Origin of the sequence: Protofrankia sp. Cr1 (assembly GCF_963555865.1) — a bacterium.
GTDB lineage: Bacteria > Actinomycetota > Actinomycetes > Frankiales > Frankiaceae > Protofrankia.
Genome location: NZ_CAUVXO010000005.1, coordinates 1 through 21,783 on the forward strand (window position 1 = coordinate 1; position 21,783 = coordinate 21,783).

The following is a 21,783-nucleotide window of genomic DNA, read 5'->3' on the forward strand; positions in this document are numbered from 1 at the left end:
GAATCAAACGAATCCGCCCGACTTGCAACAATTGCCGCGACGCGCCGATTCGTCCGCCGACAACGGTCGTGGTTTCGCCGCGATCCCCGCATAATTTGGCTGGACCGTCCTGACGTCGAGCAGGTGGCGGGCATGGTCCGCTCAGCCTGACGGGCGATGGGTACCGGCGACCCGTTCATCCCGGCGTCTGGAGACATCTGTGACCGCGCTCGAGCTGAACCTCGTCCCGGCCCTGTGTGCCGCGTTTGACGACGGGTCGTTGCAGCTGCATTACCAGCCCGAGGTGGACCTGCGCAATGGGTCGGTTCCGGCGATGGAGGCGTTTCTGCGCTGGCAGCATCCCGACCGTGGCCTGCTAAGCCCGGCGCAGTTCATGCCGGTCGCCGAAGCCGCAGGCCTGTCCGAACAGGTCGGCCGCTGGGTGCTTCGAACTGCCGTTGCGGAGGCGCGGACGTGGCACGAGATGGCATCGGGGACCACCATCCGCCCGCCCCGGCTGTGGGTGAACGTCACCGCCGACCAGCTGACCCGGCCGGACTTCGCCGTCGAGGTGGCAGGCCTCGTGTCTGGCCGCGGGCTGCCACCGGGAGCCCTCGGGCTGGAGTTCACCGAACAGACTCTTGGGCTCGCGCACATCGGGGTACCCCGTCTGTTGAGCCACCTACGTTCGTTCGGACCAGCGATCGGCGTCGACGGCTTTGGCACCTGGTATGCTTCAATGTCGACTCTTGACGTCCTGCCGCTGGACATGGTGAAGATCGACGGTCGCTTCCTCCACGCAATGCAGCGGGATCTGGAAGGTGAAGCCGTACTGGCCTCGATCATCACGCTGGCTCACCGACGTCGGCTGGTGGTGACAGCAGAGGGCGTTGACAGCATGGTCATCGCGTCCAGGTTGGCCGCGATGAGCTGTGACCGCGGCGCCGGCCGGTTGTTCTGCCCGCCCGTTCCCACTGACGACGCCCGGATGATCGCGCTCGGCCGTGGCCGACCGGACCGCCGGCATGGGCGCTCGGGTCCCGCCTCCCACCCCCCCGCCACCGTACCGATACGCACCCCGGCCGGCGCCGGCTGATCAGGGATCGACCGCCGGCATCCAACCGCGTCAGAGAAGGGCGATATGACGCTTCCCGCCATTGAGGACTCCATCCGCGACCACGTCCGCGACCACTTCTTCGACGCCACCGGTGAGGGACACGATCTCGCCGACCGGGCGGCCCTGCGCCGGGTACCGGGTCTGGCGACCGAACTGGATGACGTCACCGAGGTCGAGTACCGCCAGCTCAGGCTGGAACGGGTCGTCCTCATCGGCGTGTGGACCGCCGGGACCGCAACGGACGTCGCGACCTCCATGACCGAGCTCGCGGCCCTTGCGAACACGGCCGGCTCGGTCATCCTGGACGCACTCGTCCAGCGGCGCGACACCCCCGACGCGGCCACGTACGTCGGTTCCGGCAAGGCACGGGAACTGTGCGAGGTCGTTGCCGCCGTCGGCGCCGACACCGTTGTCTGCGACGGTGAACTGACTCCCGGCCAGCTGCGCCAGCTGGAGGACGTCGTCAAGGTCAAGGTCATCGACCGGACCGCGCTGATCCTGGACATTTTCGCCCAACACGCGACATCCCGGGAAGGCAAGGCGCAGGTCGAGCTTGCCCAGCTGCAGTACATGCTGCCGCGGCTGCGTGGCTGGGGTGAGTCGATGTCGCGGTCCGGCGGTGGGATCGGGACCCGGGGCCCTGGCGAAACGAAGATCGAAACTGACCGGCGACGGCTGCGCGCGCGCATGGCCAGGCTCCGCCGCGAGCTCGCCGACATGAAGACGATCCGGGCGACGAAACGGTCGTCGCGCCAACGCAGCGGGGTTCCCGCGGTCACGATCGCCGGCTACACCAACGCCGGCAAGTCCTCGCTGCTCAACCGCCTGACGGGCGCGGGCGTACTCGTCGAGGATGCGCTGTTCGCCACGCTGGACCCGACGGTGCGACGGGCCACGCTCCCCGACGGTCGGACCTTCACCCTCGCTGACACCGTCGGTTTCGTCCGCCACCTGCCGCACCAGATCGTCGAGGCGTTCCGCTCGACGCTGGAGGAGGTCGCGGACGCCGATCTCCTCCTGCACGTGGTCGACGGTTCGCATCCCGATCCGCTGTCACAGATTTCGGCTGTCCGCATGGTGGTCAACGACGTCGACGCCGGGGACGTCCCCGAGCTGGTCGTGGTCAACAAGATCGATACCGCCGACCCGGAGGTCCTGGCCGGGCTGCGCCGAAGCATCCCGAACGCGGTATTCGTGTCCGCACGCACGGGCGAGGGCCTGTCCACCCTGGTGGAGGCGCTGACCGAACGTGTGCCCCACCCGGCGGTGGAGGTATGTGTGCTCGTACCGTTCGCCCGCGGGGATCTGGTGTCACGGGTCTACGCCGACGGCGAGGTCCTCGATCTGCGGCACACCGCGGACGGCACCGAGGTGCGGGCCCGGGTACCGGTCGGCCTCGCCGCTGCGCTCGCCGTGTTTCAGCCAGAAATCGATCAACACAGCCTCGGTGGCCCGGGGACTCTCGGTCGCAGGTGAGTGCGCGGCCCCGGGGATCACTTCGTAGCGGGCACCGAGGCGCGCCGCCATGTCCGCCTGCAAATGCGGCGGCCAGGCGTCATCGGCGATGCCGTGTGCGACCAGAACAGGCGTGTCGACCGCGCCGGTCGCGGCGGCGAGATCGCCGACTCGGTCAGGCTCGTCGAGGAGCTGTTCGCTCATGACCCGTAGCCCGACATCGCTGCTGGCGAAGAAGCGATGCTCGAGGAACTCCCGGCCGCCGGGCGGGTGGACGGTGGTGTCCGCAGCGCGCACTGCGGCCCACACCGCGTCGCGGCCGCTGCGGTCGTAGACGACCCGCATGGCTCGCAGCGCGATCCGGCGGGCGCCGACGATGCCGGCGGGGCCGGAGCAGAGCAGCACCAGGCTCGCCGCGGACGAAGGCCGGCTGATGACCGCGGCGCGGGCGACGAGACCGCCGAAGGAATGGCCCAGCAGATGCACCGGCTGGCCGATGTCGTCAACCACCCGTCCGACATCCTCGGCAAGAGCCGTGACCGTGCATTCCCGTTCCGGATCGGCGGCAGACGACTCGTACTGGCCGCGCTGATCGACCGCGATGACGTTGAACCCGGCCTGCGCCAGCCCTGTCATGATCATCAGATAGTCCTCTTTGCTCCCGGTGTAGCCGGGCAGCAGGACGACCGGTGGGTCCGCCGGGGAACCGGCTCGCAGCGCCGCGAGACCCGCACAGGTCAGGCGCCGCACCCCTGGTGGCAGTTCCGTCGGCGTCGAGAGCATGGCTAGCGACTCCCCCATTCCCAGAAGGCGACCACGTACCCCACACCGTAGGGTGCATCAACGTACTCAGCGCGAGACACACATGACCGTACGTGCGTATCGCTCGATCCGGCAATCAGGCTCGCGCCGGCCAGCACCTGCCACGACGCACGCCCCGCCGCCATCAGCTCACGGGAGAGGTCGGGCTCGAGCCGCAGCAGCGCGGACGCGTCGGCGGCGGCCAACGCCGCCGCCACCGTGGCGTCATGGGCCGCGGCGCGCTCGTCGAATCCCCCGGGTGCAGCGGCCGTCCGTCTGGCGCTGCCGTCCGCCATCACCAACAATGCGACCCGGGCCGCCCAGCGGGCCAACGCGACGCCGATCTGCACGGCATCCCGCACAGCGGTCATCGCGCTCACACCGAATCCGGCGACGTCCCCCCGCCACGACGTCTGTTCGAGCAGCCAGGCTCCGACCGTCAACGACAACGACAACGACGATGTCGGCTGGCCACCGCATTGCCGACCATGATGGGTCGCCCGCCCCAGCGTAACCGATCGTGGTACCCCGAAACCGGCCAGCGATCCCGACTGACCGGCCGCGTAGGCTGCGGTCCGTGGGGCGTCGCCGACAACGACGAGGACGTCCGGGTTCCACCCGACCAGCCTGCGGATGGCCCGGATCGCCGCCTCTCGCACCGCCACGGGTTCGCCTCGCGCAACCTCGGGGATGAGCAACGGTGGATGCGGGCAAACCGCCGCCGCGACCAGCGTCACCGGCGGCGCGTAGGCATGCCGAGGTCGGTCGACCGGCGAGTCATCCCGGCGTCGCCGTCGTGACTCGGCGAGCGCTGTGCGGCCTGCCAGACGTCACCCGCCCTGGTCCGCCGGTGGGTCAACGGCGGCCCGTCCGCCACCAGATGGTGCGGTGCGGCTCTGGTGATCACAGTCTCCATCACGTCGCCAGGCCGTATCCCGGGATCGGAACTGCCGGACGACGCTGGCGGCCGGAGATGGACAAGGCGACCGTCGCGGGCCCGGCCGGATCGTCGCCCGGTGGCGGCGTCCTTGCGTCCCTCGCCCTCGACAACCAGAACCTCCGCCCGCTCACCGACGATCATACGGTTGGCCTCCCAGGAGATCTCCTCCTGAACAGCCACCAGCCGGTCATAGCGCTCCGCCACGACCGCCGGTTCGACCTGCCCGTCCATGGTCGCCGCCGGGGTGCCCGCTCGCCTGGAATACTGGAACGTGAAAGCACTGGCGAACCGCGCCTCGCGGACCACATGCAGGGTGTCGGCAAAATCTGCCTCGGTCTCCCCGGGGAAGCCGACGATGATGTCGGTGGTGATCGCGGCGTGGGGCATCGCCGCCCGTACCCGCTCGACGATCCCGAGGAAACGCTCCTGGCGGTAGGAACGGCGCATCCGCCGCAGCACCGCGTCCGATCCCGACTGCAACGGCATGTGCAGCTGCGGACACACGGCCTCCGTCACCGCCATCGCCTCGATCACGTCATCGGTGAAGTCGCGCGGATGCGGCGAGGTGAACCGGACCCGCTCCAGGCCGTCGATCGTCCCGCAGGCGCGCAGCAATGTCGCGAACGCCCCCGGGTCGCCCAGCGACCGGCCATAGGAGTTCACGTTCTGGCCGAGCAGAGTGATCTCCAGAACGCCTTCGGCGACCAGCGCCTCGACCTCGGCGAGAATGTCCCCGGGGCGACGGTCGGTCTCCGTGCCGCGCAGGCTCGGCACGATGCAGAAGGTGCAGGTGTTGTCGCAGCCGACGCTGATACTCACCCAGGCCGAATGGTGCGCTACCCGCTTGGCGGGAAGCGCGCTGGGGAAGACCTCCAACACCTCGGCGATCTCGACCTCGGCCACCGCATTGTGCCGGGCCCGCTCCAGCAGGACGGGCAGCCTGTGTAGATTGTTGGTACCGAACACGACGTCCACCCAGGGGGCACGTTCGGTGATCAGCGAGCGGTCCTTCTGTGCGAGGCAGCCACCGACTGCGATCTGCATGCCCGGGTGGCGCTGCTTGGCCGGGTACATCTGGCCGAGATTGCCGTAGAGGCGGTTGTCAGCGTTCTCCCGGACCGCGCATGTGTTGAAGACCACCAGATCGGGCGTGACCTCGGCTCCGGTCTCGACCGGTACGTAGCCGGCAGCTTCAAGCATGCCGGCGATGCGTTCGGAGTCGTGGACGTTCATCTGACAGCCGAACGTCCGGACCTGATAGCTGCGGGGACTCACCCAGCCAGCCTACGGTGCGCAAGCCGGACGCTCCCAGCCCGCTAACGGGCGACTTCAACGGCGCGGGTCTCCCGGACGACGGTGACCCGGATCTGACCGGGGTAGGTCAGTTCGTCCTCAATCTGCTTGGCGACGTCCCGAGCCAGCATATGGGTGGCAATATCATCGACCTGATCCGATACGACCATCACCCGGACCTCGCGGCCGGCCTGCATCGCGAACACCTTCTCGACACCCGGGCGCTCGCCGGCGATCTGCTCGATGCGCTCGAGCCGTTTGACGTAGGACTCCAGGCTCTCCCGGCGAGCGCCCGGTCGCCCACCGGAGATCTGGTCGGCGGCCTGGGTCAGCACGGCCTCGATCGACCGTGGCTCAACCTCGTTGTGATGCGCTTCGACAGCATGAACGACCTCCTCATCCTCACCGTAGCGCCGGGCGATCTCGGCACCGATGAGGGCGTGGCTGCCCTCCACCTCGTGGGTCAGAGCCTTGCCAAGATCATGCAGCAATGTTCCCCTCTTGGCCAGGGCTGGGGGCAGCCGCAGCTCAGCCGCCATGATCCCCGCCAGATGGGCACACTCGACCAGGTGCGCGAGAACATTCTGCCCATAGCTGGTCCGATAGCGCAGGCGTCCGAGCAGGGCGATCAGCTCGGGGTGCATCTCCGCGATCCCGGTCTGCATGAGCGCGTCCTCACCGGCTCGGATACAGCGTGCCTCGACCTCACGCCGGGCTCTGTCGTACTCCTCCTCGATCCGGTGTGGGTGGATGCGCCCGTCTGAGACCAGCGCCTCCAAGGTGATCTTTCCAACCTCGCGGCGCACCGGGTCGAAGCAGCTGAGCAGGACCGCCTCCGGCGTGTCGTCGATGATGACATTCACCCCGGTGACCGCCTCGAACGAGCGGATGTTGCGCCCCTCGCGGCCGATGATGCGGCCCTTCATCTCGTCGTTGGGCAGGTGCAGCACGGAAACAACCGACTCGGTGGTCGCCTCCGATGCGACGCGCTGAATAGCCAACGTCACGATCTTCCGAGCCCTGTCCTCGCCCTGCTCCCGTGCTTGTGCCTCGATGTCACGGATAAGCACGGCGGCATCTCGGCGGGCATCGGCCTCGACCACCTTGACAAGCTCGGCACGCGCCTGGGCAGCGGTGAGCCGGGCGACGGTCTCCAGCGTCTGGCGCCGTTCCTCCTCCAAGTCGACAAGTTCGGCCCGACGCCTGGCAACCTCGACCTCCCGAGCCGCGAGATCATGGTCTCGGGTCTCAAGCTGGCGTGCCTGTTCGTCAATCGCGGCCGTGCGAACCTCCAAGCGCTGTTCACGCTGGACGAGCCGGGCGTCCTGTGCGTGGAGCTCAGATCGCAGTTGCCGCACCTCCGCCTCGGCCTGCACCCGGAATGTCTCGGCCGACTTACGACCCAGTTCATGCGCCTGGGCCTCCGCAAGGGACGCTCGCAGCGCGGATTCGGACTCTGCCCTTTCCTGCACCGCCCGGGCGGTTTCCTCGGCTCGGCGGATAAGTTCGGCGGCCTCCAGTTCCGCCTGCTCGCGACGTTCAGCGGCCTGTTGGGTGTCGACATGCTCGGTCGGCTGCTCGTCATCCGTGCCAGGCCGGGGCGCCGCCAACGCACCCGCGCCCAGTACACGCAGAAGCAGCACGGCTATGACCACCAAACCCATGAACAGACAGGCCCCAAGCACAGCAAGGAGAACACCCATCGGTCCTCCTCCCGCTACCGGCCTTGGCCCGCAAGTAGCGGGCCGGAGCGGCGAAGGACCCACGAAACGGGCCGTTCCGGAACGTCAACCCGTGTCGCTACTGACAGGCGGGTTGAGCCCAAGCGGGCACGACAGCGCCCGCAGGCGCCACGATCCGGGTCAACCACTCTCATGTGAACGTGTTTCACGCTATCGGAACCGCGTCACCGCGGGAGCCCTCTCACCTTCGGTGAGCGTAGGTCTGCGCCTGTCGAACGGTCAAGAAATGCTAGTCCGCCGCACCACCCTCCACTTCTTCCGTGACCACTCGCATCACAAGATCAGAAGGATAGCCGCGACGATCGAGCAACGCGGCCAGACGTCGGGCACGCACCTGCGCCGGCACATCGTCCATCGTGGCCAGCCTGCGTCGTACCAACGTTCGTGCGGTGGCCTCCTCGTCCTGGCCGTCCACGGCCTGCAGAGCCACCGAGGAGATCTCCGGGTCCACCCCCCGGCGCCGCAGTTCGTGGGCAAGACCGCGTCGACCGAGACCACGGTTCACGCGGGCGGAGGACACCAACGCGGCGGCGAACGCCTTGTCGTCCACCAGACCCACCGCGACCAGACGGTTCAGCACAATCTCCGCCGTTTCTGGATCAACTCCGCGGCGATCCAGCGTGGCGGCCAGTTCCGCGCGGCTTCGTGGGCGGGCTTCAAGCTGGCGCAGGCATATCTCCCGTGCCCGCTCCACCGGGTCCGTGCCCTCTTCTCGGCTACGATCCGACAGCGGCATCACCGATCAACGCCTTCCGCCAGTCAGAGATCAACCGCCGGTGGGGATGGCTGATCGGCGTCGATCGACGGCACCAGGCCGAGAGTTTCCTTGATCCTCTTCTCGATCTCGTTGGCGATGTCGGGGTTGTCACGCATGAAGGATCGAGCGTTCTCCTTACCCTGACCCAACTGATCGCCGTCGTAGGTGTACCAGGCTCCGGACTTGCGGATGATCCCGTGCTCGACCCCCATGTCGATCAGGGAACCCTCACGGCTTATGCCAGCGCCATAAACGATGTCGAACTCCGCCGTCCGGAACGGAGGCGCCATCTTGTTCTTCACGACTTTCACCCGAGTGCGGTTACCCACGGCATCCGCACCGTCCTTCAGAGTCTCGATACGACGGACATCCAGCCGTACTGAGGCATAGAATTTCAGCGCCTTACCACCCGTGGTCGTCTCGGGCGAACCGAACATGACGCCGACCTTCTCGCGGAGCTGGTTGATGAAGACGGCGGTGGTGCCCGTGTTCGAAAGAGCACCGGTCAGCTTGCGCAGCGCCTGGGACATCAGCCTGGCCTGGAGGCCGACATGACTGTCGCCCATCTCACCTTCGATCTCGGCCCTGGGCACGAGAGCGGCCACCGAGTCGATGACGATGATGTCGATCGCCCCGGATCGGATGAGCATGTCCGCAATCTCCAGCGCCTGCTCACCGGTGTCGGGCTGGGAGACCAGCAGCGCATCGGTGTCGACCCCGAGCTTGCCCGCGTAGTCAGGGTCGAGTGCGTGCTCGGCGTCGATGAAGGCGGCGATCCCGCCGGCCGCCTGGGCGTTGGCGACCGCGTGGAGGGCAACCGTCGTCTTACCGGACGATTCCGGGCCGTAGATCTCCACTACCCGCCCTCGTGGCAGCCCACCGATGCCGAGTGCCACATCCAACGCGATGGAACCGGTCGGGATGACCTGGACCGGTGGGCGGGTTTCGTCGCCGAGCCGCATAACCGAGCCCTTGCCGAACTGCTTGTCGATCTGTGCGAGGGCGTTCTCCAACGCCTTCTCACGGTCGAGTCCTGCCATGGGAGTCACTCCAGGCTGAGGTCGTCGAGTCTTGGCCACGTTGGTGACGGTAGGGGGCAGGTCCGACAGTTTCGAGCGCCGGGCCGGACCTGTGGACAACCGACCAGTCGAGGATGAAACGATCATGCCCCTCCTCCCGTCACCGGCGACCGCAGCAGACCTGGGCGCTCGCCATCCACAGTAGACGAACATTCGTTCGACCACGCGGGCGACACGCCGCAAATCCGGTCAACGGTCGCGCGCGGGTACCTCGAAGTCGTCACACACAGCCCGCCAGACATCCTTGACATCGTCGCCGCGAGCCAGGGCGTCGGACACCGTCACCCCGCCGAGCCGGGCCACCACATGGTCACGGGCGACCGATTCCGCGTACCCGGAACCGAACTGCTTGTTCATCCGCGCCCAGAACTCGGTCAGTCGCACGCTCCCCAGTGTGTCGGACCGGCGAGGCAGACTCGGAACATGTCCACCCGATCCCCCCTCGCGCGGTTCTGCGAGCCCACCCGGGCCTGGTTCGCCGCCGTGTTCCCTGCGCCCACGCCCGCGCAGGTGGGTGCCTGGCAGGCGATCGGTGACGCAGCCAACGTCCTGGTCGTCGCGCCGACCGGGTCGGGCAAGACGCTCGCGGCGTTTCTGTGGTCGTTGGACCGGCTCGTCCGCGCCGGTCCGGGCACCGGTCCGAGCGCCGAACCGTCCCGACGGTGCCGCGTGCTGTACGTGAGCCCGCTCAAGGCGCTGGCCGTGGACATCGAACGTAATCTGCGCGCCCCGCTCGCCGGCATCCGGGCGGCCGCGGCACGCCTGGGCCTGCCCGAGCCCGACGTACGGGTCGGTATTCGGTCAGGCGACACGCCGGCCGGCGAACGGCGGGCCCTTGGCCGGCTACCACCGGATGTGCTCATCACCACGCCCGAGTCGTTGTTTCTGATCCTGACCAGCCAGGCCCGCGAGTCGCTGCGCGCGGTGGAAACAGTGATCGTGGACGAGGTGCACGCCGTGGCCGGCACCAAACGCGGCGCGCACCTCGCGCTCAGCCTGGAACGCCTCGACGCGCTGTTGGAACGCCCCGCCCAGCGGGTGGGCCTGTCGGCGACCGTTCGCCCGATCGAGGAGGTCGCGCGCCTGCTCGGCGGGGCTGGCCAGGTCACGGTCGTATGCCCACCGGCCGACAAGACGCTGCAGATCGACGTGGTCGTACCGGTGGCGGACATGACCAGCCTTGCGGACAGTCCCGCCGCCGTGGAGGAACGCATCCTCGATCTTGTACTCGCGCACCGCTCGACGATCGTCTTCGCCAATTCGCGGCGCCTCGCCGAACGACTGTGCGCCCACCTGAACGAGGCGTACACCGCGCGCACGCACACCGATCAGCCGCTGGCCCGGGCCCATCACGGCAGCGTCAGCCGGGAACAACGGGCGCTCATCGAGGACGATCTGAAGGCCGGCCGGCTGGCCGCGGTGGTGGCCACCTCCAGTCTGGAGCTCGGCATCGACATGGGAGCGGTGGACCTCGTCATCCAGGTCGAGTCGCCACCCAGCGTCGCCGCGGGCATGCAGCGGGTTGGGCGCGGCGGGCACCAGGTCGGAGCCGTCAGCCGCGGGGTGATTGTGCCCCGGCACCGTGGCGACCTCCCCGAGTGCGCCGTCGTGGCCGAACGGATGCGCGACGGTGCGATCGAGGAGCTGCGCTACCGACGCAACCCACTCGACGTCCTGGCCCAGCAGATCGTGGCGATGGTCGCCATGGAACCGTGGTCGGTCGACGACCTGGCCGCGCTGGTCCGGCGCGCCGCGCCGTTCGCGACCCTGCCACCGGCGATGTTGGATGCCGTCCTGGACATGCTCGCCGGTCGATACCCCTCCGACGACTTCGCCGAACTGCGCCCGCGAGTCGTCTGGGACCGCGCCACCGGCACGCTCACCGGCCGGCCCGGTTCCGGTCGTCTCGCGGTCACCAGCGGAGGCACCATCCCCGACCGGGGTCTGTTCGGTGTCTTCCTCGTCGGCGAGAAGGCAAGCCGGGTGGGCGAGCTGGACGAGGAGATGGTCTACGAGTCGCGGGTCGGTGACGTCGTCCTGCTCGGCTCGTCCAGTTGGCGCATCGAGGAGATCACCCCTGATCGGGTGCTGGTGACCCCGGCGCCGGGACAGCCGGGGCGGCTGCCGTTCTGGCACGGCGACACACCCGGGCGGCCGGCCGAGCTGGGTCGCGCGCTCGGCGCGTTCACCCGGGAACTCGCCCGTCTCGGGCCCGCAGGTGCGCGCCAACGCATCCAGGCGGCGGGTCTCGACGAGTGGGCCACCGACAACCTGCTCGCCTACCTCGTCGAGCAGCAGGAGGCAACCGGTCACCTGCCGGACGACCGGACGATCGTCGTCGAACGCTTTCGCGACGAGCTAGGTGACTGGCGGCTGGCGGTTCACGCTCCGTTCGGCGCCCTGGTGAACGCGCCGTGGGCGCTGGCCATCGGGGCACGCCTACGCGACCGTTACGGCACCGAAGTACAGATCATGCACTCCGACGACGGCATCGTGGCGCGGGTACCCGACGCCGACATCGCTCCCACCGCCGACGTCGTCGTGTTCGACCCGGACGAGATCGACGCGGTGGTCCGCACGGAGGTCAGCACGAGCGCGCTGTTCGCGAGTCGGTTCCGCGAGTGTGCCGCCCGGGCGCTGCTGCTGCCCCGACGTACCCCGGGCCGGCGAACGCCACTGTGGCAGCAGCGCCAGCGCAGCGCCCATCTGCTGGCGGTGACGGCACGCTTCGACAACTTCCCGATCGTGCTGGAGACCATGCGGGAATGCCTGCAGGACGTCTTCGACGTCCCCGCGCTGACGGGGCTGATGCGTGACGTGGCGTCACGAACCATGCGTGTGGTGGAGGTCGAGACCGCCACGCCGTCGCCCTTCGCCCGTTCGATGCTGTTCGGCTATGTCGCCGCGTTCATGTACGCCGGTGACACGCCACTGGCCGAACGCCGGGCCCAGGTACTGGCGTTGGACAGTTCCCTGCTCGCGCAGCTGCTCGGTCAGGCGGATCTGCGCGAACTGATCGACACGGCTGTGCTGGCACAGCTCGAGGCCGAGCTCCAACAGCTGGCGCCCGACCGCCGCGCGCACGACGTCGAGGGCACAGCCGATCTGCTGCGGGTGGTCGGCGACCTCACCACCGCGCAGGCACTGGCTCGGGGAGCAACCACGGCCTGGCTCGCCGAACTTGCCGACACACACCGCGCGCTGCGGGTGCGCATCGCTGGTACGCAACGTTGGGTGGCGATCGAGGACGCCGGACGACTGCGCGACGCCCTCGGCGTACCGGTTCCCCTCGGTGTTCCCGGGACCTTCACCGCGACCGTCGTCGATCCCCTGGGGGACCTGCTGTCGCGATATGCCCGCACGCACGGGCCGTTCGACACCGAAGCGGTGGCGCACCGGTTCGGTCTGGGCGTCGGGGTGGTCAGCGCCGGTCTGGAACGGATGGTCGGCACCGGCCGGCTCGTGCGCGGCGAGCTCCGCCCGGGCGGCACCGGCGAACAGTGGTGTGACGAAGGCGTCCTACGGGCGCTTCGCCGGCGCAGCCTCGCGGCGTCGCGGCGTGCTGTCGAGCCGGTACCCGTCCAGGTGTTCGCCCGGTTTCTGCCAGGCTGGCAGGGGGTCTCTCCCGGGGGCGGCGGTACGGGCTCGCACGGCATCGACGCGGTGGCCCGGACTGTCGAACAACTTCAGGGTGCGCTTGTCCCGGCCAGCGCCTGGGAACAGTTCGTCCTGCCGAGCCGGGTGTCGGGCTACAGCCCGGCACTGCTTGATGAGCTGTGCGTGTCTGGCGAGGTACTGTGGGCAGGGGCCGGCGGCCTGCCCGGCAACGACGGCTGGGTGACCCTGGTGCCAGCGGACGCCGCGGCCCTGCTGCTGCCCCCGGCGGTACCGGACGCCGCCAGCACCCCGCTGCACGGCGCGGTGCTGGCGGCCCTCGACGGACAGGCTGCGCTGTTCTTCCGGACCTTGTCCGACCGGATCACCAGTCTCGACGACACCGCGCTCGCAAGCGCCCTGTGGGACCTGGTGTGGGCGGGCCTGGTCACCAACGACACCTTCGCCCCATTGCGAGCCGCGCTGAGCGGTGGGCGCGGTACCCACCGGAGCAACCAGCGCATCCCGCGTCCGGCCATGCCGCGCCGCGGCGGCCCACCGACGGTCGCCGGCCGCTGGTCCCTGCTGCCTGAACGTGATCCGGATCCGACGCTGCGAGCCCACGCACAGGCCGAAGCGATGCTCGAACGGTATGGGATCGTCACCCGCGGTGCGGTCGGCGCCGAACGGATCCCAGGCGGCTTCGCCGGGATGTACCGCGTCCTGTCGGCATTCGAAGATTCCGGCCGATGCCGGCGCGGCTACTTCGTGGAGTCCCTCGGGGCGGCTCAGTTCGCCGTCACCGGCGCGGTCGACCGGCTGCGGGCCACCACGCCACCGTCGGGTGCGGTCGTGCTGGCCGCGGCCGATCCCGCCAACCCCTACGGCGCGGCATTGCCATGGCCCGCACCGGCCGGCGGTGGGCACCGACCAGGGCGCACGCCCGGCGCGCTGGTCGTCCTGGTCGACGGCGAGTTAATCATGTATGTCGAACGCGGTGGCAGGACCGTGTTGACCTGGACGGACGAGTCCACGGTCCTGGCACCGGCGGCGGACGCCCTCGTGGACACCGTCCGCAGGGCCGGCGGCCAGCTGCGGCTTGCTCATGACCTGCTCGGCAGCGAACTCGGCCGTGCGCTGGAACGCGCGGGCTTCCAGCACACTCCGGGCGGCCTGCGGCTGCGCGCCTGAGGTCAGCCCCTGAGGTCACGCAAGCCCTCGGCAAAGGCCCGCAGGGTGGCCGTCTGGCGGTCAAGACCGTCGAGCTGCCCCGGCGTCAACGGCGTTGAGACGGTCGAGACCGTTGAGGCGAGCAGGTCGGTGGCGGCGGCCAGCATGGCGTCCAACGCCTGCACCGCGGCGTTCATCGCGCTCACCAGGTCCGAGACCGTCGAAATGATCTCGGCACGGCGGCCGACGTCGGCAACCGCCCGAGCCGCCGACTCGCAGGCCAGGACGTGCTGGGCCCGATTCCGCAGGCTGTCCACCACCTCCGCGGCCGATGCCATCGCCGCGCGGACCGCCTCGGCGGCCGGTCCCGGCGGCGACGCCCGCATGATCGCCGCAAGCGCGGCAATTGCCGCCTCACCGCGCTGCAACGGGTCCGCCGCGGCCGACCCGTACAGGCGTACCCGCGACGGTAGGGGTGCGCTCGGCAGCGGCAGGACCACGGGCGACAACGACGCGGCACCCTGTGCCTGGTGCCAGGCCAGGCCTGCCCGGGCCAACGCGCCGGCCGCCACGACCAGCCACCCCCAGCTGCCCTCCACCGCCGCGATCGCCGGGGCGAGGACGGCCACCCCGATCCACAGCCGGGTGGACCGCTCGGCCCGCCGCCGGCGGCGAGCGTGCCCCCGGACGAGCCGCCGCTCACCGCGTACCACGCTCCGGCGTTCAACGTCGGCGCGCAGCCACTCCGGTAGGTAATTCACCAGCATCGGGTCACCAGCATCGGGTCAGGATTCCAACTGGTCCGGGGAGCGCTTGTCGGCGGACAGCGCTGTGCGGATCTCGGTCAGCCGATTGGACGCCTTCGCGTCCATGGTCGCCCTGCGGATCTCCAACATCCGGGCCTCCACGCCCTGGGAGGCAAGTTCATGGCGTCCCAGGGATACCGCGTAGCGCTGCTCGACCTTGTCGCGGACCTCCGCCAGCGTGGGGGTGTCACCCGGCGGAGTCAGCTGGGACATTCCATCAAGGGCCTTGCTCAGCTGCTCCTGCATGGCGGCATGCTCGATCTGGGTCAGCAGGCGCGCGCGCTCGGCAAGCTGCCCCTGCAACCGCGCGGTGTTGTCCTCGACGGCACGACGGGCCTGCTCTGCCGAGAAGGTGGCCTGTTGGTGCAGGGCCTTGAGCTCCTCCAGAGAACTCTCCACGGCCACGAGCTGGCCGGCGAAAGCCCGTGCGGTCTGCTCGTACCGTTCGCCGCCGGTCGCATCGCCGTTCGCGTTGGCCGCATCGGCAAGTATGACGGCCTGACGCGCGGATGCGGCCAGGCTTTCCGCCTCGTCGATCTGACGTGCCATCCGCATCTCCAGCTGCCGCTGGTTACCCACCACGGCGGCGGCCTGCCCGACGAGTGCCTGATGCTGGCGCTGGGCCTCAGTAATCGCCTGGTCGATCTGGACCCGCGGATCGGCCCGGTCGTCCAGCTTCCGGTTCGCCGATGCAGACAGGTAGCGGTAGAACTTGCGGACGACGTTCGCCATGCACCGATCGTCCCACGCCGGCGCTGCGCCGCGAAGCTAAGCTGCGCGCTCCACCACGGCGGTGGATGTGCCGCCCCCGCGTGCCGCCATGGCCGCCATACCCGCCATCGGGCCGCCAACCCGCGCCGACCCACCGGCGGCGAACTCGGCGAGCTCCAGGTCGTCGCTCACCTCACGGAGCAGATCGGCCAGCCGGACACCGAGCGCCGCACAGATCGCGGCGAGCAGCTCCGAACTCGCCTCCTTCTGCCCACGTTCGATCTCGGAGAGGTATCCGAGCGATACCCTCGCGGCGGAGGACACCTCACGGAGGGTTCGATGTTGATCTTGACGGCGGCGGCGCAATGCCTCGCCGAGCATGCGTCGGAGCAGGACCATCGTGCCTCCTCCTTCGTCCTCGGGCTGGGCCTTACCGTATACCTGCCGTCCACCGGGATGGCCGACCGTTGATGCGAATGTAACTATGTAAGCAACCCGCGTCCGCGATTCATCCCGGCTGGCACGTATGAACTGCCAGGGTACGCCGAAGAGCGTCCAATGCCTGGACAACTGCGTAGGTACGGTTCTGCGGCCGGTCTCCGGGCAGGCGGGCAGACCTGGTCGCCACGCCGAACGGCCCCGCGATACCGATGTGCAACGTCCCGACCGGCTTGCCCTCCAGCTCGTCGGGACCGGCCACGCCGGTCACCGCGAGCCCGTGGGTCGCCCCGAACAGGTCCCGGACGCCGGTGGCCATCGCCGCGGCCGCCTCGGTCGACACCGCGCCGCTGGTGGCCAGCAGCCCCGCGTCGACGCCCAGCACCGACACCTTGGCGTCGGTTGCGTAGGTGACCACGCCGCCGTGGAACACCGCGCTCGCGCCCGGGACGTCGGTGAGGCGCCCCGCGAGTAGACCGCCCGTCAACGACTCGGCGACCGCGAGGGTCTCGCCCCGGTCTGCGAGCAGGCCCAGGACGGTTCCCTCCAACGTGTCGTCGTCGACGCCGTAGAGCGCACTGCCCAGGGCTGCCCGCGCCGCCGCCTCGACCGGCTCGATGAGCGTGTAGGCCTGCGCCCGGTCACCGGCCCGGGCGCTGATCCGGACCCGGGTCTGACCGCCGCTGGCGAGAAAGGCGATCGTCGGGTTGCCGATCGGGGCGAGCCGGTCGATCTCCTCGGCGAGGGCGTGGGCGACCACCGACTCCCAGACCCCGGCGGTCCGCAGCACCCGGTGCACCACGACCGCGGGCTCGCCCGCCCGGCGGAGCAGATCCGGCAGGACCGACCCGGTGAACATCGGGTACATCTCGTGCGGCACCCCGGGCATCGCATATACCACCCCGCCCGCCATCTCCAGCTGGATGCCGGGTGCCGTACCGACCTCGTTGGGTAACGGCTCGCCACCCTCGGGTATGTCCGCCTGGCGGTAGTTCATCTCCGGCGCCACGACGCCGCCGGCGGCCGGGCCCTCCCGCCCGAGCGCACGAAAACGCCTACGCAGCATCGCCTCCAGGAAGGCGTCCCGGCGCAGCCCCACCCCGGCGGCCCGGGCGATCCCCTCGCGGGTCAGATCGTCCTGGGTCGGCCCCAGCCCACCGGTCATGATGACGGCGTCCGCCCGACCGAGGCCCTCGGCAATCCTGGCCGCGATCATCTCGACGTCGTCACCCACCACCGTGGAGGTCTTCAGCACGACACCCACGTCCGCGAGCTGCCGCCCGAGCCATGCGGCGTTGCCGTTGACAATGTCTCCGAAAAGCAGTTCGTCTCCCACGGCCAGCAGTTCAACTCGCATCGCTGTCCTCCAGCGCTCTTTCGGTAACCTGCGTCGCCGCCCGCCGCAAGGCCAGTGCCCGCCCCACATAATCCAGACCCGTGACGACCGCGACCAGCACACCGGCAGCCAGAATGACCGCCCTGGCTGACGCGCCCACCCCGTCCAGCGGTAGAACATAGAGACCGAGCGCACAGTTGAACAACAGGGTCTTGAGCTTGCCACCGCGGCTGGCCGCCATGACCCCACGCCGGATCACCCACAACCGCAGCAGCGTCACACCGACCTCCCGGACCGCGACGACGACGGTCACCGGCCACGGCAGGTCGCCCAGGAGGGAGAGGGACACCAGCGCGGCGCCGGTCAGTGCCTTGTCCGCGATCGGGTCGAGGATGATCCCGAAATCGGTGACGAGGCTCCGGCTGCGGGCAACATACCCGTCAACCTGATCGGTCAGCGCCGCGACCGCGTACGCGACACATGCGGCCACCCGCCAGCCCGCGACGTGACCACCGGCTGCGAACATCAACGCCACGAACACCGGCACGAGCGCGAGCCGCAGGACGGTGAGTGCGTTGGCCAGGTTCATCCGGCTGACGGCAGTACCCGGCCCGGGTGCACTCACCTCGACACGGAATCAACGACATTGATGAACTCGGCGAACTCGGCGATCAGATCAACACCCTCGGTCGCAACCACCGTGGCGCTCACCAGATCCCCCACCCGGACCTCCGCGACCGATCCGGCCGGCAACGCAACGGTGCATGCGCCGTCAACCTCGGGCTGCTGATGGGCCGCCCGCCCATGCGCCAGCCCGCCGACGACCTCTTCCACGAGAACCTCGACGACCGAGGAGATCCGCCGCTGTGCCCGCTCGGCGGTCAGCTGCTCCACCAGGTCGGTAACCCGTTGCTGACGCCGGCGCACGGTTGCCGGGGTGACCTTGTCGGGCAGGCTGGCCGCCTCGGTGCCATCCTCGTCGGAATAGCCGAAGACCCCGACAGCATCAAGATCGGCGTCGGCGAGGAAACGCTCGAGAATCGCGACGTCGGCCGGGGTCTCGCCCGGAAAACCGAGGATCACGTTCGAACGTGCCCCGAGCTCCGGGGCGAAGGCGCGCGCCCGGGCCAGTAGGTCACCGAAGGCGTCAGCGCCGCCGAAGCGGCGCATCCGCCGAAGTACCGACGGGCTCGCATGCTGGAACGACAGATCGAGATAAGGGGCGACCCCGGATGTCGTCAGTAGCGTCTCCAGCAAGGACGGCCGCACCTCCGCCGGCTGAAGGTACACGGCCCGGACGCGCACGACGCCTGCGATCGCGGCCAGCTGGGGAAGGAGCTTCTCCAGCGCCCGCAGGTCCCCCAGGTCCTTGCCGTAGGAGGTCGAGTTCTCACTGACCAGGACCAGTTCCCGCACGCCCTGACCGGCCAGCCACTCTGCCTCGGCCATGACCTCCTGCGGTGGACGGGAGACATGCGAGCCACGGAACGTCGGAATCGAACAGAACGCACAGCGACGGTCGCATCCACTGGAGATCTTCAATGGCGCGACCGGACCGCCGACCAGGCGTTTCCGCAGGACTTCCGGTGCCGGGCGGTCGACCCGCTGCCGGTCCACGGGAGTGATCGGAAGCAGGGTCCGCCGGTCACGCGGGGTGTGTGCGCGTGGCGTCTCACCGCGCAGCACGGCATCCAGATGTCGCCCCAGCGCCGGGTAGGCATCAAAACCCAGTACCGCGTCCGCCTCCGGCAGGCTGTCCGCCAGTTCCCGGCCGTACCGCTCAGCCAGGCACCCCACGGCGACCACCGCCCGCGGGCCCCCGTCACTGTCACGCAGGTCGGCGGCGGCGAGCACGGTGTCGATCGAGTCCTTCTTTGCGACCTCGATGAAACCGCAGGTGTTCACAACCACGGCGTCGGCGCCACTCGGATCGTCGACCACCGTCCAGCCGTCGACACCGAGCCGCGCTGCCAGCTCTTCGGAGTCCACATCGTTACGGGAACATCCCAATGTGATCAGGGCGACGCTGCGAACGGGGCGATCGGGCACGACGTCAGGCTACCGGGGCACCGCACCACCAACGATGCAGTCTCCCGAGGTACCGAGACCGACGCGGACGGTGACAACCTGGCCAGGGTTCCCGCTCGGCCCCAGATTCCGCCCATTACAGGACACGTCAACGGCCCCCGCATTCCCCATTTTGATCTCCATGGAACGATCGGCCGTGACTGTGCGGCTGTCACCGGGCTGCAGGATCTGCTGTAGCAGAACCCGGGCGCTCTCGTCGCGGACCTCCAGCCAGCTCGGATCACCACGAACCGCCACGAGGACGTTCACCCCGGCCGGCGGCGGTGTCGTCGGCCGGGGTGTGGTGGCGGGCTGGGCCGGCGCAGCCCCACCCTGCAACGACGGCGCAACGACAGCGGCGGTGGCGCCCTGCGCGACTCCGGCAGTCCCGCCGGACCCGCCCGGAGTCAGCACGACGGCGAGGCCGACCAGCACGCACACCGATGCCAGCGAGATGGCTACCGCCGGCATCCGGGCGAAACCCTGACGTCGCGGCCCGCCGCCGGCGATAAGCGGGTCGAACTCCCGGGGCGGAAGCACAGGCGCCTCCGGCACCCGGCCGTGCACCCGGTCGTAGTCGGCGATCAAGGGTTCCGGATCGATCTCCAACATACGAGCGATACTCCGAATGTGACCACGTGCGTACACCACGCCGCCGCAACCGGCGAAGTCTTCGTTCTCCATCTGCTTGATCAACGTCACGCGGATACGGGTCCGCTCACTGACCTCGGCAACGGACATGCCCCGCGCGCCACGGGCCGCGGCAAGCGCCGCACCCACGCCAGCATCGGACCGCATGGCCAACCTCCGCACCGGTCAGATCAGTGGACTTGAGTCTACGGTCGTCGGCCACCAGCCGAAAGCCGGTCCTCAGGACCACCAGGACGCTTGCTATCCATTACGTAGGGTTGTCAGGAGACCCTCAAGTTCGTCGAGCATGACCAGCACGTCCCGCGCCTTCGAGCCCTCGCTGGGCCCGACGATTCCGCGGCTTTCCATGAGGTCCATCAACCGGCCGGCCTTGGCGAAACCCACCCGCAGTTTGCGCTGGAGCATCGACGTCGACCCGAACTGGGTGGACACCACCAGCTCCACCGCCTGCAGGAACAAAGCAAGATCGTCGCCGATGTCCTCGTCGACGTCCTTCTTGGACTCGCCTTGACCGACGAACACATCCTCGCGGAACGCCGGAGTCGCCTGTTCCTTGGTATGGGCGACGATCGCCGCTATCTCCTCCTCGGAAACAAAGGCGCCCTGGATACGAGCCGGCTTGCCCGCACCCATCGGCAGGAAGAGTGCGTCACCGAGCCCGACCAGCTTCTCGGCACCGGCCTGGTCGAGGATGACCCGGCTGTCCGCCAGGGACGAGGTCGCAAACGCCAACCGCGACGGCACGTTCGCTTTGATCAGACCGGTCACCACGTCCACCGACGGGCGCTGGGTCGCCAGCACAAGATGGATGCCGACGGCTCGTGCCATGGCCGTGATCCGGCAGATCGCGTCCTCCACGTCCCGTGGCGCCACCATCATCAGATCGGCGAGCTCATCGACGATCGTCAGGATGTACGGATACGGCACGTACACCCGCTCCGAGCCCGGCGGCGCCACGATCTCTCCCGCTCTGACCTTGCGGTTGAAGTCGTCGACGTGGCGAACCCCGCAGGCAGCAAGATCCTCGTACCGGTTCTCCATCTCCTTGACAACCCAGGCCAGCGCGTCCGCGGCCTTCTTCGGATTCGTGATGATCGGCGTGATCAGATGTGGGATGCCCTCGTAGTTGGTCAGTTCGACCCGTTTCGGGTCGACCAGCACCAACCGCACCTGGTCAGGGCTGGCCCGCGCCAGCACACTTGTGATCAGCGTGTTGATACAGGTCGACTTACCGGCGCCGGTGGCGCCCGCGATGAGGATGTGGGGCATCTTCGCCAGGTTCGCGACGACATACCCCCCCTCGATGTCCTTGCCCAGCCCCACCATCAGCGGATGTGGGTTACCGGTCGCCTCGGTGCTGCGCAGGACGTCACCGAGGGAGACCAGCTCCCGGTCGGTGTTGGGGATCTCGACACCGACCGCGCTCTTGCCCGGGATCGGACTGATGATCCTGACATCGGCGCTCTTGACGGCATACGCGATGTTCTTGGCCAGCTGGGTGATCCGCTCCACCTTCACGGCCGAACCGAGCTCCACCTCGTAGCGGGTCACCGTCGGCCCGCGGGTGAAGCCAGTCACCCGGGCGTCGACCCGGAACTGGGAGAACACATCCGTCAGTGAGGCGATCACCGTGTCCGTCGCGGCCGACCGCACCTTCGGCGGCGTTCCCCGTTGCAGCAGGGTCGGCGACGGCAGCACGTAGGTGCTGTCCACACCGCCACCCGCGCTGGGCGCCACGAAGTGCATCACCGGGGCCGGGTCGGGCACCTTCGGCGTTCTGCGCCGGGCTCTCGGCACGGGCGCCCGCTCTTCAGCCGTCGGCTCTTCAGCCGCCAGCGCGTCACTCG

At 69.1% G+C, this 21,783-nt stretch carries 17 protein-coding genes and 2 pseudogenes; 4 read left to right on the forward strand and 15 right to left on the reverse strand.

Going from position 1 to position 21,783, the window contains the following annotated elements:
* The 3 genes and pseudogenes from U9980_RS28365 to hflX all read left to right on the forward strand — a co-directional run.
* Positions 1–150: pseudogene (locus U9980_RS28365) on the forward strand (tRNA (adenosine(37)-N6)-dimethylallyltransferase MiaA); the annotation flags it as partial.
* A 49-nt stretch (positions 151–199) separates the two neighbouring features.
* A complete protein-coding gene (locus U9980_RS01320) occupies positions 200–1,075 on the forward strand; it encodes an EAL domain-containing protein (protein WP_322766330.1) in 876 nt (291 codons plus the stop codon).
* A 45-nt stretch (positions 1,076–1,120) separates the two neighbouring features.
* Positions 1,121–2,572 (forward strand): GTPase HflX, encoded by a 1,452-nt coding sequence (gene hflX / locus U9980_RS01325; protein ID WP_322766331.1) that lies wholly within the window; start codon positions 1,121–1,123, stop codon positions 2,570–2,572.
* A gap of 27 nt (positions 2,573–2,599) precedes the next feature.
* Here the strand turns inward: hflX and U9980_RS01330 are convergent.
* The 7 genes and pseudogenes from U9980_RS01330 to U9980_RS01360 all read right to left on the reverse strand — a co-directional run.
* Positions 2,600–3,352 (reverse strand): annotated as a pseudogene (locus U9980_RS01330) (alpha/beta fold hydrolase); the annotation flags it as partial.
* Positions 3,337–4,017: a hypothetical protein gene (locus U9980_RS01335; RefSeq protein ID WP_322766332.1), complete on the reverse strand. Its 681-nt coding sequence runs from the start codon at positions 4,015–4,017 to the stop codon at positions 3,337–3,339. The gene U9980_RS01335 and the pseudogene U9980_RS01330, both read right to left, overlap by 16 nt.
* Positions 4,018–4,085: 68 nt before the next feature.
* Complete coding sequence (gene miaB / locus U9980_RS01340; RefSeq protein WP_322747869.1) at positions 4,086–5,567, reverse strand: tRNA (N6-isopentenyl adenosine(37)-C2)-methylthiotransferase MiaB; 1,482 nt, start codon at positions 5,565–5,567, stop codon at positions 4,086–4,088.
* 41 nt (positions 5,568–5,608) lie between these two features.
* Positions 5,609–7,288 carry a ribonuclease Y gene (rny, locus tag U9980_RS01345; RefSeq protein WP_322766333.1) on the reverse strand — a complete coding sequence of 560 codons (1,680 nt, stop codon included), beginning with the start codon at positions 7,286–7,288 and terminating at the stop codon, positions 5,609–5,611.
* A 268-nt stretch (positions 7,289–7,556) separates the two neighbouring features.
* Entirely contained in the window at positions 7,557–8,063 is a 507-nt protein-coding gene (locus U9980_RS01350; RefSeq protein ID WP_322766334.1) for a regulatory protein RecX, read from the reverse strand.
* Between the two features lie 23 nt (positions 8,064–8,086).
* Positions 8,087–9,124, reverse strand: a complete 1,038-nt coding sequence (gene recA, locus U9980_RS01355) for a recombinase RecA (RefSeq protein ID WP_322752073.1) — start codon at positions 9,122–9,124, stop codon at positions 8,087–8,089.
* A 228-nt stretch (positions 9,125–9,352) separates the two neighbouring features.
* A complete protein-coding gene (locus U9980_RS01360) occupies positions 9,353–9,547 on the reverse strand; it encodes a DUF3046 domain-containing protein (protein ID WP_322747865.1) in 195 nt (64 codons plus the stop codon).
* Between the two features lie 39 nt (positions 9,548–9,586).
* Between U9980_RS01360 and U9980_RS01365 the strand changes: the two genes are divergently transcribed.
* Positions 9,587–13,948: a DEAD/DEAH box helicase gene (locus U9980_RS01365; RefSeq protein ID WP_322766335.1), complete on the forward strand. Its 4,362-nt coding sequence runs from the start codon at positions 9,587–9,589 to the stop codon at positions 13,946–13,948.
* Positions 13,949–13,950: 2 nt separating this feature from the next.
* Here the strand turns inward: U9980_RS01365 and pspM are convergent, their stop codons facing one another.
* The 8 genes from pspM to U9980_RS01405 all read right to left on the reverse strand — a co-directional run.
* Positions 13,951–14,694 carry a phage shock envelope stress response protein PspM gene (gene pspM / locus U9980_RS01370; RefSeq protein WP_322766336.1) on the reverse strand — a complete coding sequence of 248 codons (744 nt, stop codon included), beginning with the start codon at positions 14,692–14,694 and terminating at the stop codon, positions 13,951–13,953.
* An 18-nt stretch (positions 14,695–14,712) separates the two neighbouring features.
* Positions 14,713–15,465 carry a PspA/IM30 family protein gene (locus U9980_RS01375; protein ID WP_322766337.1) on the reverse strand — a complete coding sequence of 251 codons (753 nt, stop codon included), beginning with the start codon at positions 15,463–15,465 and terminating at the stop codon, positions 14,713–14,715.
* A gap of 36 nt (positions 15,466–15,501) precedes the next feature.
* Complete coding sequence (locus U9980_RS01380) at positions 15,502–15,843, reverse strand: helix-turn-helix transcriptional regulator (RefSeq protein ID WP_322752077.1); 342 nt, start codon at positions 15,841–15,843, stop codon at positions 15,502–15,504.
* A 109-nt stretch (positions 15,844–15,952) separates the two neighbouring features.
* Positions 15,953–17,239, reverse strand: coding sequence for a competence/damage-inducible protein A (locus tag U9980_RS01385; RefSeq protein WP_322766338.1), 1,287 nt, complete (start codon positions 17,237–17,239; stop codon positions 15,953–15,955).
* Positions 17,229–17,807, reverse strand: a complete 579-nt coding sequence (locus U9980_RS01390; protein WP_322766355.1) for a CDP-alcohol phosphatidyltransferase family protein — start codon at positions 17,805–17,807, stop codon at positions 17,229–17,231. The genes U9980_RS01385 and U9980_RS01390 overlap by 11 nt, the downstream gene beginning before the upstream one ends.
* 32 nt (positions 17,808–17,839) lie before the next feature.
* Positions 17,840–19,267: a MiaB/RimO family radical SAM methylthiotransferase gene (locus U9980_RS01395; protein ID WP_322766339.1), complete on the reverse strand. Its 1,428-nt coding sequence runs from the start codon at positions 19,265–19,267 to the stop codon at positions 17,840–17,842.
* Between the two features lie 9 nt (positions 19,268–19,276).
* The gene (locus U9980_RS01400) at positions 19,277–20,083 is read right to left on the reverse strand and encodes a helix-turn-helix domain-containing protein (RefSeq protein WP_322766340.1); all 807 of its coding nucleotides are present in this window, start codon (positions 20,081–20,083) and stop codon (positions 19,277–19,279) included.
* A gap of 93 nt (positions 20,084–20,176) precedes the next feature.
* Positions 20,177–21,783, reverse strand: a 1,607-nt coding sequence (locus tag U9980_RS01405) for a DNA translocase FtsK (protein ID WP_322766341.1), incomplete at its 5' end; no start/stop codon positions are given.

Bases quoted from the DNA above. Each gene is read 5' to 3' on its own strand.
- U9980_RS01390 (WP_322766355.1), bottom strand. From the start codon at position 17,807: ATGAACCTGGCCAACGCACTCACCGTCCTGCGGCTCGCGCTCGTGCCG.
- U9980_RS01375 (WP_322766337.1), bottom strand. From the start codon at position 15,465: ATGGCGAACGTCGTCCGCAAGTTCTACCGCTACCTGTCTGCATCGGCG.
- U9980_RS01400 (WP_322766340.1), bottom strand. From the start codon at position 20,083: ATGCGGTCCGATGCTGGCGTGGGTGCGGCGCTTGCCGCGGCCCGTGGC.
- rny (WP_322766333.1), bottom strand. From the start codon at position 7,288: ATGGGTGTTCTCCTTGCTGTGCTTGGGGCCTGTCTGTTCATGGGTTTG.
- U9980_RS01365 (WP_322766335.1), top strand. From the start codon at position 9,587: ATGTCCACCCGATCCCCCCTCGCGCGGTTCTGCGAGCCCACCCGGGCC.
- U9980_RS01385 (WP_322766338.1), bottom strand. From the start codon at position 17,239: ATGCGAGTTGAACTGCTGGCCGTGGGAGACGAACTGCTTTTCGGAGAC.
- pspM (WP_322766336.1), bottom strand. From the start codon at position 14,694: ATGCTGGTGAATTACCTACCGGAGTGGCTGCGCGCCGACGTTGAACGC.
- U9980_RS01350 (WP_322766334.1), bottom strand. From the start codon at position 8,063: ATGCCGCTGTCGGATCGTAGCCGAGAAGAGGGCACGGACCCGGTGGAG.
- U9980_RS01380 (WP_322752077.1), bottom strand. From the start codon at position 15,843: ATGGTCCTGCTCCGACGCATGCTCGGCGAGGCATTGCGCCGCCGCCGT.
- hflX (WP_322766331.1), top strand. From the start codon at position 1,121: ATGACGCTTCCCGCCATTGAGGACTCCATCCGCGACCACGTCCGCGAC.
- recA (WP_322752073.1), bottom strand. From the start codon at position 9,124: ATGGCAGGACTCGACCGTGAGAAGGCGTTGGAGAACGCCCTCGCACAG.